Annotated in this window: 14 protein-coding genes and 1 pseudogene; 3 read left to right on the top strand and 12 right to left on the bottom strand. The window is 44.6% G+C overall.

Annotated features, from left to right (window positions below; genetic code table 11):
* Window positions 1-36 precede the first annotated feature (36 nt).
* Window positions 37-1,170 carry a sporulation integral membrane protein YtvI gene (gene ytvI, locus NHH16_RS13730; RefSeq protein WP_262070182.1) on the top strand — a complete coding sequence of 378 codons (1,134 nt, stop codon included), beginning with the start codon at window positions 37-39 and terminating at the stop codon, window positions 1,168-1,170.
* Here ytvI and NHH16_RS13725 read toward each other — a convergent pair.
* From NHH16_RS13725 to rpsL, 5 genes are all read right to left on the bottom strand, one after another.
* Window positions 1,152-1,700, bottom strand: coding sequence for a GNAT family N-acetyltransferase (locus NHH16_RS13725; protein ID WP_262070181.1), 549 nt, complete (start codon window positions 1,698-1,700; stop codon window positions 1,152-1,154). The genes ytvI and NHH16_RS13725 overlap by 19 nt on opposite strands.
* Window positions 1,701-1,970: 270 nt before the next feature.
* Window positions 1,971-3,164 carry an elongation factor Tu gene (gene tuf, locus NHH16_RS13720; RefSeq protein WP_262070180.1) on the bottom strand — a complete coding sequence of 398 codons (1,194 nt, stop codon included), beginning with the start codon at window positions 3,162-3,164 and terminating at the stop codon, window positions 1,971-1,973.
* Window positions 3,165-3,301: 137 nt separating this feature from the next.
* The gene (fusA, locus tag NHH16_RS13715; protein WP_262070179.1) at window positions 3,302-5,419 is read right to left on the bottom strand and encodes an elongation factor G; all 2,118 of its coding nucleotides are present in this window, start codon (window positions 5,417-5,419) and stop codon (window positions 3,302-3,304) included.
* A gap of 14 nt (window positions 5,420-5,433) precedes the next feature.
* Entirely contained in the window at window positions 5,434-5,904 is a 471-nt protein-coding gene (gene rpsG, locus NHH16_RS13710; RefSeq protein WP_262070178.1) for a 30S ribosomal protein S7, read from the bottom strand.
* A gap of 152 nt (window positions 5,905-6,056) precedes the next feature.
* Window positions 6,057-6,476 carry a 30S ribosomal protein S12 gene (gene rpsL, locus NHH16_RS13705; RefSeq protein ID WP_262070177.1) on the bottom strand — a complete coding sequence of 140 codons (420 nt, stop codon included), beginning with the start codon at window positions 6,474-6,476 and terminating at the stop codon, window positions 6,057-6,059.
* 243 nt (window positions 6,477-6,719) lie between these two features.
* Between rpsL and mgtA the strand changes: the two genes are divergently transcribed.
* A complete protein-coding gene (gene mgtA / locus NHH16_RS13700; RefSeq protein ID WP_262070176.1) occupies window positions 6,720-9,350 on the top strand; it encodes a magnesium-translocating P-type ATPase in 2,631 nt (876 codons plus the stop codon).
* 63 nt (window positions 9,351-9,413) lie between these two features.
* Here mgtA and NHH16_RS13695 read toward each other — a convergent pair whose 3' ends face one another.
* The 7 genes from NHH16_RS13695 to NHH16_RS13665 all read right to left on the bottom strand — a co-directional run bounded on the left by NHH16_RS13695 (window position 9,414) and on the right by NHH16_RS13665 (window position 14,489).
* Window positions 9,414-9,977: an HD domain-containing protein gene (locus NHH16_RS13695; RefSeq protein WP_262070175.1), complete on the bottom strand. Its 564-nt coding sequence runs from the start codon at window positions 9,975-9,977 to the stop codon at window positions 9,414-9,416.
* A 141-nt stretch (window positions 9,978-10,118) separates the two neighbouring features.
* Complete coding sequence (locus tag NHH16_RS13690) at window positions 10,119-11,204, bottom strand: M24 family metallopeptidase (protein ID WP_262070174.1); 1,086 nt, start codon at window positions 11,202-11,204, stop codon at window positions 10,119-10,121.
* Between the two features lie 86 nt (window positions 11,205-11,290).
* The gene (locus NHH16_RS13685) at window positions 11,291-11,455 is read right to left on the bottom strand and encodes a FeoB-associated Cys-rich membrane protein (protein ID WP_262070173.1); all 165 of its coding nucleotides are present in this window, start codon (window positions 11,453-11,455) and stop codon (window positions 11,291-11,293) included.
* A 27-nt stretch (window positions 11,456-11,482) separates the two neighbouring features.
* Window positions 11,483-13,660, bottom strand: coding sequence for a ferrous iron transport protein B (feoB, locus tag NHH16_RS13680; RefSeq protein WP_262070172.1), 2,178 nt, complete (start codon window positions 13,658-13,660; stop codon window positions 11,483-11,485).
* A gap of 17 nt (window positions 13,661-13,677) precedes the next feature.
* Window positions 13,678-13,899, bottom strand: a complete 222-nt coding sequence (locus NHH16_RS13675; protein WP_262070171.1) for a FeoA family protein — start codon at window positions 13,897-13,899, stop codon at window positions 13,678-13,680.
* Window positions 13,900-13,919: 20 nt separating this feature from the next.
* Window positions 13,920-14,132, bottom strand: coding sequence for a FeoA family protein (locus NHH16_RS13670; protein ID WP_262070170.1), 213 nt, complete (start codon window positions 14,130-14,132; stop codon window positions 13,920-13,922).
* 198 nt (window positions 14,133-14,330) lie between these two features.
* Complete coding sequence (locus NHH16_RS13665; RefSeq protein ID WP_262070169.1) at window positions 14,331-14,489, bottom strand: transposase; 159 nt, start codon at window positions 14,487-14,489, stop codon at window positions 14,331-14,333.
* 250 nt (window positions 14,490-14,739) lie between these two features.
* On the opposite strand from NHH16_RS13665, the pseudogene NHH16_RS13660 reads away from it, so the two are divergent.
* A pseudogene (locus NHH16_RS13660) lies at window positions 14,740-15,353 on the top strand (RNA-guided endonuclease InsQ/TnpB family protein); the annotation flags it as partial.

Genomic DNA, 15,353 nt, shown 5'->3' with positions numbered 1-15,353 from the left:
GATAAGTAAAACATTGATCTAAAGGAGAAACCAATTTTGAACCCAAATAAACAAGAACGAAAAGATACTTACCGACGAGTCATCGCTCGTCTCCTGATAATCGCCCTCTTTGGCGCTCTGGCCATTTACTTTCTGCCTTCTTTTATGGCATTCTTCTGGCCCTTTGTTATCGCCTTTTTTATCGCCTTACTCTTTAACCCCTTAGTCAAAAAAATGACCGCCAAACTTAATATTCCCAGAAAGTTTGTGGCGATCATCGTGGATATCGTCCTCCTGTTAATCATTCTCTTAGTGGTCGGTCTGCTGGCTTACTACGTGATCTCTGAGGTGATTAGCCTAAGTACCAATGTTTTAAGCAACCGAGGCGAAATCATGCGCCAACTAAGCCTCTTAGAAGATAATTTCCAGTGGCTCTTCGAGAAATTGCCACCCCAGCTAAAAGACGTCTATACAGAGCTTGAAACCAATCTGTTCCGCTGGATTAGTAGCACCAGTGGCACGGTGCTTAATTACGCCGTTTCCTTTACTGCTCTCTTGCCAGGAAGAGCGGGAAGCTTCTTGATTAACTTTATCATCCTCGTGGTCGCTTTATACTTTATGTTAGCGGACTTCGATAACTTTAAAGCAGCTCTTAGAAAGCACTTAAACCCTGAATTTCTAGGTAATGTCATCGTCGTGAAAAACGCCCTCGCTGGCGCCATCAAAGGCTACGTAAGGGCCCTTTTACTGCTAGCGCTCTTTGCTACCGTCTTTATGTTTGTCTGCTTAAGCTTTTACGGCCAAGAATATGCCCTTTTGATTTCCTTATTCCTGGGATTTATCGATCTTCTCCCGGTAATCGGTACAATTGCTGTACTGACTCCTTGGGGCATATTAGAGCTAATCCTTGGCAATACCGGAAAAGGGGTCTTTCTCATTATTATCGCCCTAGTCTTCTTTGGTATCCGCAAAATCGTCGAGCCTAAAATCGTCGGGTCCCAAACCGGACTTCATCCATTAGTAACGCTAATCAGTATCTTTGCCGGCCTGAAAATCTCCGGTGTCTGGGGTGCTGTCCTAGGTCCTGTGCTCGTTATGGCTACCTTAAGTATCTTCAAATCCGGCATCTTTGACGCTATGATTCGCGACCTAAAATACGTCTTCCGTGATATTCAATCGTTAACTAAGTAGCCGACTTCGGCAATGCTCTTTACTGGCTTCGGGGGATTGTCATAAGGTGCTAATTCCTTTTCGTACCAGATGACACTATACCACTGACCATCTTTAAAACCTGTGTTACGGTAAACGCCTAACTTGTGAAAGCCGAGACTTTCATGAAGGCGTTCACTGGCACTATTCGGTAGGGTAATCGCCCCATACACTGTCTTTACGCCTTGATGTGTAAGTATCGCCATCAGCATCTGATACAGTTTCTTTCCAAGACCTTGTCCCGTGTATTCTGGATCTAAGTAAACGGAGAGCTCTACGCTCCAGTCGTAGGCTTTGCGCTCACGATAACGCCCTGCATAGGCATAGCCCACAATCTTCCCCTCATCCTCGCAGACTATATAGGGATAAAAGGCTGAGATTTTGGCGATGCGCTGGCGAAACTCTGTCTCGCTAGGAAGCGTATACTCAAAGGTTATCGGTGTGCTTATATATGGTTTGTAGACAGCGCGGATACCCTCGCTGTCTTTTTCTGTTGCTGGTCTAAAAATCATAGCGAACCTCCATTTCTCAGATTACTTTAGCATATGGTAGACAGCTTTGGCAATAAGCCTTACGCGACACCTCACGGCTTTCGCCGTTTCGGTCGCGGGCTGCGCCCTAGTCGCAAATTATAAAAACCCCAGATACAAGCAAGCTTGTACCTGGGGTTTCGATATTTCTTTAAGGAAGTTCGATTCACTAGGCTCGATAATACCTCGCCAAGTTCCTTCGAACAGTCTTCGCACTAACTTCAAGCTACGCTTTCACTAAGTGCTCTAGACTTAGTCAAGAACAGTTGCAACTCTTCCTGAACCTACTGTACGTCCACCTTCACGGATAGCGAAACGAAGACCTTGCTCCATTGCTACTGGGTGAATCAATTCTACTGACATTTCTACGTTGTCACCAGGCATACACATTTCTACACCGTCTGGTAAGTTACAAACACCAGTTACGTCAGTTGTACGGAAGTAGAACTGAGGACGGTAGTTGTTGAAGAAAGGAGTGTGACGTCCACCTTCATCTTTTGTAAGAATGTATACTTGAGCTGTAAATTTCTTGTGGCAAGTAACACTTCCTGGTTTAACAAGAACTTGTCCACGTTCGATTTCGTCACGGTCTACACCACGAAGAAGAGCACCGATGTTATCACCAGCTTGAGCTTCATCAAGAAGCTTACGGAACATTTCTACTCCAGTACAAACTGATTTCTTAGTTTCTTCTTTGATACCAGCGATTTCGATTTCATCGTTTACGTGAAGTGTACCACGCTCAACACGTCCGGTAGCAACTGTACCACGACCTGTGATTGAGAATACATCCTCTACTGGCATAAGGAAAGGTTTGTCAGTCTCACGAACTGGATCTGGAATGTAGCTATCTACTGCATCCATAAGAGTCATGATCTTGTCGCCCCATTCGCTTGTAGGATCTTCAAGAGCCTTAAGAGCAGAACCTTGAACGATAGGAGTATCAGAACCTGGGAACTCATACTCGTCAAGAAGTTCTCTGATTTCCATTTCTACTAATTCAAGTAATTCTTCGTCGTCAACCATGTCACATTTGTTCATGAATACAACGATATAAGGTACACCTACCTGGCGAGAAAGTAAGATATGCTCGCGAGTTTGTGCCATAACACCATCGGTAGCAGCTACAACTAAGATAGCGCCATCCATTTGTGCAGCACCGGTGATCATGTTCTTAACGTAATCGGCATGTCCTGGGCAGTCTACGTGAGCGTAGTGACGTTTGTCAGTTTCATACTCAACGTGAGATGTAGAGATTGTGATTCCACGTTCTCTTTCTTCTGGAGCCTTGTCGATGTTGTCGAAATCAACTGCTGCGTTACCTGCAACTCTTTCAGAAAGAGTCTTTGTGATTGCTGCTGTAAGAGTGGTTTTACCATGATCGACGTGACCGATGGTACCGATATTACAGTGCGGTTTGTTTCTCTCAAATTTAGCTTTTGCCATTTTGAATATCCTCCTTATTATATGCCTCTTTGTGGGCCTTTGTTTTGTAATTCGTTTACTAGGCTAACTTTGATTATATTAAATAATCATTCGTTTTTCAACCCTTTTTTGCAATTGTGGGACCTGCTTCTCGTGTCCTAATCTTTCTTAACAGAAAGTACCTTTTCTTGTACTGACTTTGGCACTGCTTCATAACTCTCAAAGAACATTGAGTAGTTACCACGACCTTGCGTTCTTGAACGAAGATCGGTAGAGTAGCCAAACATCTCAGAAAGGGGAACGAAAGCTCTGACGATTTTACCACCGCCAAGATCATCCATACCTTCTACACGTCCACGACGTGAGTTGATATCACCGATGATGTCACCCATGTACTCTTCAGGCATGGTTACTTCAACCTTCATGATTGGCTCAAGAAGTACTGGATCAGATTTCTTCATCGCTTCCTTAAATGCCATAGAACCGGCAATGTGGAAAGCCATTTCTGATGAATCGACTTCATGGTAAGAACCATCGTATACAGTTGCATGTACACCAACCACTGGGAATCCTCCCAAGATACCTGATTGCATTGCTTCTTCGATACCTTGACCTACAGCTGGGATGTATTCCTTAGGAATTGATCCACCAACAACGGTTGAATCAAATTTGTATACTTCCTCACCGTTAACGTCCATTGGCTCGAATTTAACTTTAGCGTGTCCGTATTGTCCACGTCCACCTGATTGTTTTGCGTATTTACTGTCAACGTCAGCTGGCTTAGTAAAGGCTTCTTTGTAGGCAACCTGTGGGGCACCAACATTAGCTTCTACCTTGTACTCGCGAAGAAGACGGTCAACAATAATCTCCAAGTGAAGCTCTCCCATACCGGCAATGATAGTCTGTCCAGTTTCTGGGTCTGTATGAGCTTTGAAAGTCGGATCTTCTTCGGCAAGTTTTGCTAAAGATTCGCCAAGCTTTCCTTGTGATGCTTTGGTTTTCGGCTCGATTGCAAGCTCGATAACCGGTTCCGGGAATTCCATTGACTCAAGAATTACTGGATTCTTTTCATCACAGATGGTATCACCGGTAGTAGTAAGCTTGAAACCGATTGCGGCAGCAATATCACCAGCATATACTTTATCAAGCTCTTCACGCTTGTTGGCATGCATCTGTAGGATACGACCAACACGCTCTTTCTTTCCTTTGGTAGCATTTAAAACGTAAGAACCGGAGTTCATCGTTCCTGAGTACACCCGGAAGAAAGCTAATTTCCCAACGAAGGGATCTGACATAATCTTAAATGCCAAAGCAGAAAACGGCTCATCATCTGATGAATGTCTTACTACTTCATTACCATCTTCATCTGTACCGGTAATCGGTGGGATGTCAATTGGTGATGGCATGTATTCAACGATTGCGTCTAAGAGCTTCTGTACACCTTTGTTACGGTAAGCAGATCCACAAGCTACAGGAATGGCGCGGCATTCGCAAGTTGCTTTTCTAAGTGCTGCTTTCAGCTCTTCCATTGAAGGCTCTTCGCCTTCTAAGTACATCATCATCAAATCGTCGTCAAGATCACAGATCTTTTCTACTAATTCGGCGCGATATAGGTCAGCATCATCTTTTAAGTCAGCTGGGATATCAGTAATTTCAATATCTTCACCTTTATCATCGTTGTAGATGTACGCTTTCATTTCCATCAGGTCAATAAGACCTTTGTAATCATCTTCTTTTCCGATAGGAATCTGAAGCATGATGGTGTTTTTTCCGAGACGGTCTCTGATTTGATCAGTAGAACCGAAGAAATCAGCACCCATTTTATCCATCTTGTTGATGAATGCCATTCTCGGTACATTGTACGTATCAGCTTGACGCCATACGTTTTCAGATTGAGGCTCAACGCCGCCCTTGGCATCGAAGACACCGACTGCACCGTCAAGTACACGTAGTGAACGCTCAACTTCAACAGTAAAGTCAACGTGACCTGGTGTATCGATAATGTTAATGCGGTTTTCTTCTGCTCCCGGCTTTGCTTTGTTATTTTCCTGTAGGGTCCAGTGACAGGTAGTAGCAGCTGAGGTGATCGTGATACCACGCTCTTGCTCTTGCTCCATCCAGTCCATGGTTGCTGTACCCTCATGAGTATCCCCAATCTTATAGTTAACACCTGTATAGTATAAGATACGCTCTGTCAGAGTGGTCTTACCGGCATCAATATGTGCCATAATACCGATGTTTCTGGTTCTCTCTAATGGATATTCTCTTCCAGCCATTGTTCCTCCTAAAATTAGAAACGGTAGTGAGCAAATGCTTTATTCGCTTCCGCCATTTTATGCATGTCTTCTTTTTTCTTCACAGATGCTCCGGTGTTAGCCGATGCGTCCATTAATTCGTTTGCTAATCTTTCTTCCATGGTCTTTTCGCCTCTTTGACGAGAATACATGGTCAACCAACGAAGTGCTAGCGCTTGTCTTCTGTCAACGCGTACTTCGATTGGTACCTGATAAGTAGCTCCACCGATACGTCTGGCTTTTACTTCGAGTAAAGGCATGATGTTATTCATGGCTTCTTCGAATACTTCAATTGCCGGCTTACCGGACTTCTCTGCTACTTTTTCAAACGCTCCGTAAACAATCTTTTGGGCAACACCTTTCTTACCATCTAACATAATGTTATTGATAAGCTTTGTTACCACTTTGTTATTGTATAACGGATCCGCTAGTACTTCTCTTTTTTGAGTATGTCCTTTACGTGGCACGTTTCTTCCCTCCTTAAACATATTACGTGTAGTCTCTACACTGATTAATTCATCGGTACTCACATGTGTCTCTCTAATGATATGTGTATCGTGCAAGTATCTATTTAACTCGCAACTTATCTATCATAGCTCTGTTTGTGATTACTTCATTACTATTTGGCAGCTTTAGGTCTCTTAGCTCCGTATTTAGAGCGAGACTGTTTTCTGTCCGCAACACCTGCTGTATCGAGAGTTCCTCTAACAACGTGGTATCTTGTACCCGGAAGGTCTTTTACTCTTCCTCCACGGATAAGTACAACGCTATGCTCTTGAAGGTTGTGACCTTCGCCTGGGATATAGCTTGTTACTTCGATACCGTTAGATAGACGTACTCTGGCGATCTTTCTCAGGGCTGAGTTCGGTTTCTTCGGTGTAGCAGTCTTAACCGCTGTACACACACCTCTCTTCTGAGGAGCAGACTCGTTAGTTGCTCTTTTCTTAAGAGAGTTGTAACCTTTTTGAAGTGCTGGAGAGGTAGACTTCTTTACAGATGTCTGGCGTCCCTTTTTCACTAACTGGTTAAATGTTGGCATTCTTTTTCACCTCCTATGATAATAATAAGTTGCTGTTCATATCTTTTGAATATGTACATTTGTGGCATACAAAATGAAAGCCCGCTTTGCGTGCACACAAAGATATTCTATTACTACCGCCGGCAAAAGTCAAGCGTTTTCGTGGCTAAATGGCCGATAAATGGGCGCCGTAAATTTGCTACTGGTTAGGGCTGATGTTATACTAATAGCATACGTATTATAAATCAGAAAGGACTTTTGCCTATGAAGACCAAATACACAGCGCCTCTACAAAAAAAGAACGAGACGGAACAGACTCTTCGAAGCCTAGCTTTTATGAACCTTCCTGATCTTTTTTCCCAACTGGAATCCGGCGAAAACGGGCTAACGAGCACGCAGGCAGACGCTCGCTTAGATAAATTCGGCGAAAACACCATCAATACTGGCAAGCACGATACCGTCCTGCGCCGACTTTATAGCGCGATTATTAACCCCTTTAACGTGGTGCTCCTGATTATCGCCGCTATCACCTTTTTCACCGATGTTATTTATGCCACGCGTCCTGACTACCTAACGGTAAGTATTATTCTTCTTTTAGTCGGAGTTTCTAGCGGTGTTTCCTTTATTCAAGGGGAACGTTCGAATAGTGCTGCTGCCAAACTTTCCGAGATAATTTCTAATAAAGCCGATGTCCTAAGAGACGGCAAACAGCTTGAAATCGAGATGAAGGATGTGGTTCCCGGAGACATCGTCTACTTAGCAGCTGGTGATATGCTGCCGGCAGATCTAAGATTTCTCTCTACTAAGGATACCTTCGTCGCCCAATCGGCTTTAACTGGAGAATCTAACCCGGTGGAAAAATACAGCCAACTGCAAAACACCCAGGACGACGCCCTCACCGATCTTACCAATATTGGCTTTATGGGCTCCAATATCGTCAGCGGTAGCGCCTCTGGCATCGCTCTTTCCACTGGTAATAGCACCTATATCGGCTCCATGGCCAAATCACTAAGTGGCGACCGAGCCAAAAATAGTTTCGAGCGAGGCGTTGATTCCGTTAGCTCGCTACTAGTACGACTGATGTTCGTTATGGTACCTATCGTCTTTATGATTAACGGCTTTACGAAAAAAGACTGGGGCGGTGCCCTACTCTTTGCCATCAGTATTGCAGTGGGGCTGATGCCCGAAATGCTGCCAGTAATTATGACCTCCACCTTAGCTAAGGGTGCGGTCTCCATGTCCAAACAGAAGGTAATCGTTAAGACCCTGGGTGCCATCCAGACCTTTGGTGAAATGGATATCCTCTGTACGGATAAGACCGGTACGCTAACCGAAGATAAAATCGTTCTCGAAAAGTATATGGATGTGCAGGGAAATGACGACAAGCGCATTCTACGCCACGCTTACCTAAATAGCTACTTTCAAACAGGACTTAAAAACTTAATCGATGTAGCGATTATCAACCGGGCAACTACGTACCAAATGGATGAGGTTCTAGCTAGCTATCACCGCATTGATGAAATTCCTTTTGATTTTTCCAGACGACGAATGAGCGTAGTCCTAGAAGACAAGGAAGGGAAGCGCCAGCTTATCACCAAAGGCGCAGTTGAGGAAATCTTAGGCATCTGCACCTTTGCGGAAATCGGTGGCAAGGTGGTACCCTTTGACGATCAGAATCGTGCGATCGCTAAAGAGGTCTATGAATCTCATAATGCGGAAGGGCTACGGATGATTGGCATCGCCCAGAAGAACGAGGTCCCCGATGAGCACTCCTTTAGTGTCGCTGATGAAAGCGAGATGGTGCTCATTGGCTTTGTGGGCTTCTTAGATCCGCCAAAGGAAAGTGCCGCTACGGCTATCGCCGCCCTGAAAGAACACGGGGTACGTACCGTTGTCCTCACCGGTGACAGTGAGGGGGTTGCCATCAAGGTCTGTCAAAAAGTCGGTATCAATAGTGAAAAAGTGCTGACTGGCGCTGACGTGGAAGGGATGAACGACGCCCGGCTAGAGCATGCCGCAAGAAGCTGTGATCTCTTTGCCAAGCTCTCTCCCGCCCAAAAAGAACGGGTGGTCAGAATCTTTCAAGGGGCTGGTCACACCGTTGGTTACATGGGGGACGGTATCAACGACGCCCCGCCCCTTCACCAAGCGGATGTGGGAATTTCCGTTGATAGCGCGGTGGACATCGCCAAAGAAACCGCCGATATTATCCTGCTAGAAAAAGATCTCATGGTGCTGGAGCACGGGGTCTTAGAAGGTCGGCGAACCTTCGGCAACATCGTCAAATATATTAAAATGGCAGCCAGTGGAAACTTCGGTAATATGATCTCAGTCATCGTTGCTTCCATTTTCTTACCATTCCTCCCCATGCTACCGGTCCAGATTTTAGCCCAGAACCTTTTGTGCGACTTCTCACAAATGGGGATTCCTTTTGACAATGTGGACCCTGAATATTTAAAGGCTCCTCGTAAGTGGGAAACTGGCTCCATCAAGTCCTTTATGCTTTACATGGGCCCCTTAAGCTCTATTTTTGATATTCTGTGTTTTGCGATTATGTGGTGGATTATCGGTGCCTCCACCAAGGATACTGCCCCTCTCTTTCAGTGTGGTTGGTTCGTCTTTGGAACCGTCTCCCAGGTCCTTGTTATTCACATGATTCGCACCGCTAAGCTACCCTTTATCGAGAGTCGACCAGCGAAAGCCCTGCTGATATCGACGCTACTTGTGGCTATCTTAGCTCTGGCTGTGGCCTTCTCGCCGATGGCTATCGCTCTCGACATGCACGCGCTACCGCTGCGCTTCGCGCCTTGGTTAGCTCTGCTGCTTGTGGCTTATTGCTTATCCACCCAGCTGTTAAAGAAAATCTTTACCAAAAGAACAGGCCAGTGGCTTTAAATACGTATCCAAAAAGAGACAGTACTCCTTTATTATTCGTGAGTACTGTCTCTTTCTTCTTCCTTATAAACCGATTTGCTCGGCAATTCCTGTCATCTCGTCTAAGGCAACATCGATCAAATCTTCTAGACGCAGTCCGGTAAATTCAATACACTCCATGTAGTCCCGATTCGCACCAGCCGCAAAGCGTAGTTCGTTAAAGCGCTTTAAGACCGATTTCGGCTTCACGCTAGCCACCTTTTTATCCGGGTAAATCTGAGCTACCGCTTTTACAAAGCCACTCATCGGATCCGCTGCCAGAATGGCGTATTCAATCGTCGTCCGCGCTTTCTTGCCGTTTTTAGGATTATGAGCTTTGATCGCTTCGAACATTACCGGGTCATCGATTCCTTCTTTTTTAAGAATCTCCACCGAAGTCGGGCCGTGGACACTCATATCGTTTTGCCAATCGCATTGCTCCTCATCCAAATCGTGAAGGAGGCCGATAATACCCCAGTACTCTTCGTTTCCCGGGTCGAGGCGCTTTGCCAGCCCTCTCATAATCACCTCAACGGCGTAAGAATGGTCAAGGTAATTCTGACCCTTCATATATTTGTGTAGTATCGTGTACGCTTCTTCTCTATTCACTGCCTATTCCTCCCTTTTCAACCTGTCTTTTATTGTATTACAAAATAGGCAAAAAGAAAAGGGGGCACGCAAAGCATGTCCCCTTTTAGTTGCGGGACATGTTATGCGCTTCTCACGTCTGCGCTAACGTGTCCCCTTTCCTTATTCTACAGGTACGACGATTAAATCTTTCGTAAAGTGGTTAAGCACTTCACAGCCGTCTTCTGTAATAATTACAAGGTCTTCGATACGTACACCAAGGCCTTCGTCTGGTAAGTAGATTCCCGGTTCAACTGAGAAGCACTGTCCAACTTGGATGATATCATCATTTACTGAGGACACATCGCCAAACTCGTGATCTTCAAGACCGATAGAGTGTCCAGTACGGTGAGTAAAGTATTCACCATAGCCTTTTTCTTCAATGTAGTTTCTCGCTGCCAAATCTACATCCTTCATTCTGTTACCTGGCTTAGCCGCCGCGATTCCGCGCATATTGGCTTCCACTACGATATCGTAGATTTCTCTTTGACGCTCAGACACTTCACCGATAAAGACGGTTCTTGTCATATCGGAAGCGTAATTGTCTTTAAATGCTCCGATATCAAGAATCACACAATCGCCTACCTTACCTTTGCTATCATCGGTAACGTGATGAGGATCCGCTGCTCCTTTTGCATAAGCGGTGATTGGATCAAAAGATACATCCTCACAGCCTAACTCTTTGTAAATTTCTCTGGTTTTAGCATTTAATTCTCTCTCGGTTAAGCCTTTGGCTGCCCAAGGAATTAATTTCTCCATCGCAATGTCGTTAAGGGCGCTAGATTTGCGCATTAACTCTTGCTCTTTTTCATCCTTAATCATACGGATGTAGTCAACAATCGGTGAACCATTCACGTAATTGCTACCACCGCCAAGCTCTTGCAATCTGATTAAGAATTTGGAAGGCCAAGTCTTATCAATCCCCATTGTCTTGTCCTTATCCACATACTTGCTTAGAATTTCTACACCGTCTTCGATATCATCATAATAGATGACGTCTACGCCCATGTCTCCTTCTTGTGGAAACAGTTTGTTAATCATCATTTTGTGATTGCCGTTTACATTAAGATAAAGCGCAAGTAAACGTTCCCCCGGGTGAATCCAGTGTCCTGTTAAATAGAAGATGGCCGTGGGGTCAGAGATAATCATCTGCGGCACTTTGTTGTCCTCCATTGATGCAAGGACTCTTTTTAACTTGTTTTGATCCATAGTTACTACCCAACCTTTCAATGTATTTTACCCCTATAGTATAAGCCTCTAAAATTTTAAAGTCAACGAATAAGATGCCGAAGAATTTATTCTTTTGAACTAGGCTTTGAAGGTATCTCGTGACACCCCATAGCACAACTACCACAGTCACATCCGCAGCTACCTTTGCCGCTCTTTTTTCTTTTCACCATGCTCCGAATAATCAGAGCAACAACGGCGATCAAACCGATGGCGATAATAATTGTTGCCATAAAATCCCTTCTTTCTACTGTATATAACTAGATTGCTTTTTTCTTGATTCCCGGTATCTGAATTTCGTATTTCGTCGCTTGCTTATAAGGTCGGAAAAGCAGATAGATAAATAGTGCTACCACTAGAATAGCAACTGCGCTCCAAATAGTAAAGCCGCCTCCGGTAAAGAGAGATCCTAACTGGAATACACAAAGGGAAACGGCGTAGGCGAACAGGGTTTGATATCCTACCGCAAACCAGAACCACTTGGCGTTATTCATCTCCCGTCTGATGGCGCCCATGGCGGCAAAGCAAGGAGCACAAAGTAAGTTAAAGACGAGGAAGGAGTAAGCCGATAGCGCTGTAAAGCTCGTCGCTAACGTAGCCCAGATTTCCTGACCCTCTTCACTAACCTCTGCGTACTTAAAGAGGACCCCAAAGGTACCAACAACGTTTTCTTTAGCCACCAAGCCGGTTACCGCTGCCACAGCCGCCTGCCAGTCACCCCAGCCAAGAGGAATAAAGATCCAGGCAATCCCGCGTCCTATGGCGGCGAGAAGACCGTCGCTTAAATCTTCTACCATACCGAAGTGCCCGTTCACAAAGCCAAAGTTGGAGGTGAACCAGATAAAGATGGTGGATAAGAGGATGATAGTTCCCGCCTTTTTAATAAACGACCAGCCTCGCTCCCACATGCTTCTAAGCACGTCGCTAATACGCGGCCAGTGATAGGCCGGCAATTCCATTACAAACGGAGCTGGGTCACCGGCAAACATCTTCGTTTTCTTCAAGATGATTCCTGAAATGATAATGGCACCAATGCCTACAAAGTATGCACTAGGCGCTACCCAAGAAGCGCCGTTAAAGAGGGCACCGGCGATTAAGGCGATAATCGGTAGCTTCGCCCCGCAAGGGATAAACGTGGTGGTCATAATCGTCATGCGGCGATCTCGTTCGTTTTCAATCGTTCTCGAGGCCATAATTCCCGGAATACCACAACCGGTACCGATTAGCATGGGAATGAAAGACTTCCCGGACAAACCGAATTTGCGGAAAATTCTGTCCATAATGAAAGCCACTCTGGCCATATAACCACAAGACTCGAGAAAGGCTAGGAAAATAAAGAGTACGAGAATCTGAGGAACAAAGCCTAAGACCGCCCCAACGCCGCCCACGATACCGTCAAGGATCAGCCCTTCAAGCCAAGGCGCTACGTTAAGCGCTGATAAGGCATTTCCTACTAGCACAGGGATCCCCGGGATATCCATACCAAAGAGACTCCACCCTTCACCAAACACTCCGTCATTGGCCCAGTCTGTCAGCCAACTGCCCACTGTGGACACCGAGATATAATATACAAGCCACATCACTACCGCGAAAATCGGTAGAGCGAGCCAGCGATTGGTTACCACTCGGTCGATTTTATCAGACGTGGTCAGTTTCTCTGTCTTGCCTTTTCTAAGAATCTCACTCGTAATCTCTGTAATATATTCATAACGGTCACTGGTAATAATGCTTTCCGCATCGTCGTCCTTCTGTCTTTCCTCCCCTGCGATAATCTGTTCCACATCTGGAATCGAATTAAGGACCTGGGAAATCTTGTCGTCTCTTTCAAAAAGCTTAATGGCGACAAAGCGCTTCTGCGACACAGGCACCTGCTCACCAAGGAGCTGAGATATACTCGCAATTGCAGCTTCTACTTCCGGTGAAAAGTAAGGAACCACCTCTTGCTTCTTGCTAGTCGAGGCTTTAATAGCTGCCTTGGCTGCTTCCATCACGCCCTTATTTTTAAGCGCTGATATTTCGTATACCGGACAACCGATTTTATCACTAAGTTTTTGGATAGCGATTTTATCCCCTGTCTTTTCCACCACATCCATCATATTTACCGCCATAACCGTGGGGATTCCTAACTCTAATAACTGAGTGCTCAAGTACAGGTTACGTTCCAAATTCGTACCGTCAATGATATTTAGAATGGCATCTGGCTTTTCATTAAGCAAGTAATTTCTCGCCACCACTTCCTCTAATGTATAAGGCGACAAGGAGTAGATACCTGGCAAATCCGTAATCGTCACTTCCTTATTGCCCTTTAATTTCCCCTCTTTCTTTTCCACGGTTACCCCAGGCCAGTTACCCACGAACTGGTTCGATCCCGTAAGGCTATTGAAAAGTGTTGTCTTGCCGCTATTAGGATTACCGGCCAAAGCAATTGTTATACCCATCTATTCTTGTCCTCCATCTACTCGACTTCAATCATCCCTGCATCTTCTTTACGAAGGGACAGCTCATATCCTCTAACAGTTATCTCTACCGGATCCCCTAAGGGCGCAACCTTTCTCACATAGACAGCCGTCCCTTTCGTAATTCCCATGTCCATAATCCGCCGCTTGAGAGCGCCTTCGCCTCTAAGCTTAACCACCGATACGCTTTGACCGGGCCTTACATCTTTTAATGTATCCATTCTCCTCTATCTCCTTTTATCTAAATCATGATTTTATTGGCAATCACTTTGCTAACGGCCACTCGGGAATCCTTCACCTGAACGATAATATTTCCACTTTGGGAAGAGACTACGCTGACTTCTTCACCAACCACAAATCCCAGTTTACCGAGAAAATTCTTTACCTCTTCCTGTCCGCCGATTTTTAAAATCTTTCCTGATTCGCCACTTTTTAACATGGTTAACGGCATCATCACTCACCACCTATTCTTTTAATGCAAATGATTATCATTAGCAACTAAATTATAGTTAGTTAAGGCTTACTTGTCAATCTTTTTTTGAAAATAATTCTCATTAAAAAAAGAAGCCCGTATCAGTTAAGACACGAACTTCTTTCTATAAAGTAAAGCAGAGTACCGCGTCCATAAAACTTGCATGGGCGCGGGTGAATGCTACTGATTTTTAATATATTCTTGTACTAGAGAGAGGCTTTGCTCGCTAACAGTAGCAACAAAATAGCTACGCGACCCAAAGTATGGTTTCCAGTAAAACCTCCCTACTTCCGTAGGATAATCTCGCTGGGCAAATCCTGCTGTCTTGGTCTTTAGCACATTTACAATTCCGCCTAAGCCATCCCTGGAGTCGCTTCAAAAAGTAGATGTAGATGGTCTGCCTCTCCGTTTAGTTCTAAGATATTGTAAACAGAAAAAAATGATATTGAAGAAGAAAACACGAGTGCCGATACGCATAATAAGGTTGACCACCTTTCTCGAACATCTGTTCTTTTTCTTCTTTACGTCCGCTTTTATTAGTAGTATAATTATATTATAGAAACAAAGGGGTATCAAGAGGTTCAACCATATGTATAAATCAAAGCAAATATTAATATCTAAGAGGAAAGAACCAGAACTATATACTTACCTTGAAGACTTAGGATTTCTTGCTAAGAGTCTTTACAATGCGTCTTTGTTTCGTATACGACAAAACTTCACCGGCAGAAGGAAAGAAGTTCTTTCAGAAAATGAAGAGTTTGTAGCAGAAGAAATCAGGCAAGTCTTAAGTCGTTATCCCCATCTGCAAAAGCCTAAGTCTGTACTTACTTATACCTTCCTTGAGAAGTTAATGCGAGTAACCGAGAATCCAGACTTCTTTGCAGGACTTCCCATGCAAAGTGCGCAAGCGGTTATTAAGCAAGCTGTTACGGATTTTAGTAACTGGTTAGCAGCTAAGAAGGACTACTGGAATAATTCCCACAAATACTTAGGGGAGCCGCAGATGCCAAGATATAAGGGAGAGTTCTGCTCCTTTCCTTTTACAAATCAAGACTGTGTTCTTTACGCCAAGGAAGATTGCACCGAAGGCGCTAACCTTAAGTTCCCTAAGAGAAAGGGATATTATTTTCTAGCAAGCTTGCCACTAGATGCTAAGCTAAAGATGGTTCAGGTTTCTCGGTGTTACGATTCTTATAAGCTCGG

This window comes from Ohessyouella blattaphilus, from assembly GCF_024721265.1.
In the GTDB taxonomy this organism is placed as follows: domain Bacteria; phylum Bacillota; class Clostridia; order Lachnospirales; family Lachnospiraceae; genus Aequitasia; species Aequitasia blattaphilus_A.
This window is presented reverse-complemented; position numbering and strand designations above follow the sequence as displayed.

Coding starts and splice junctions, on each gene's coding strand:
- feoB (WP_262070172.1), bottom strand. CDS start 13,660: ATGGGTATAACAATTGCTTTGGCCGGTAATCCTAATAGCGGCAAGACA.
- NHH16_RS13685 (WP_262070173.1), bottom strand. CDS start 11,455: ATGGCAACAATTATTATCGCCATCGGTTTGATCGCCGTTGTTGCTCTG.
- fusA (WP_262070179.1), bottom strand. CDS start 5,419: ATGGCTGGAAGAGAATATCCATTAGAGAGAACCAGAAACATCGGTATT.
- mgtA (WP_262070176.1), top strand. CDS start 6,720: ATGAAGACCAAATACACAGCGCCTCTACAAAAAAAGAACGAGACGGAA.
- NHH16_RS13670 (WP_262070170.1), bottom strand. CDS start 14,132: ATGATGCCGTTAACCATGTTAAAAAGTGGCGAATCAGGAAAGATTTTA.
- tuf (WP_262070180.1), bottom strand. CDS start 3,164: ATGGCAAAAGCTAAATTTGAGAGAAACAAACCGCACTGTAATATCGGT.
- NHH16_RS13690 (WP_262070174.1), bottom strand. CDS start 11,204: ATGGATCAAAACAAGTTAAAAAGAGTCCTTGCATCAATGGAGGACAAC.
- NHH16_RS13725 (WP_262070181.1), bottom strand. CDS start 1,700: ATGATTTTTAGACCAGCAACAGAAAAAGACAGCGAGGGTATCCGCGCT.
- NHH16_RS13675 (WP_262070171.1), bottom strand. CDS start 13,899: ATGGATACATTAAAAGATGTAAGGCCCGGTCAAAGCGTATCGGTGGTT.
- rpsL (WP_262070177.1), bottom strand. CDS start 6,476: ATGCCAACATTTAACCAGTTAGTGAAAAAGGGACGCCAGACATCTGTA.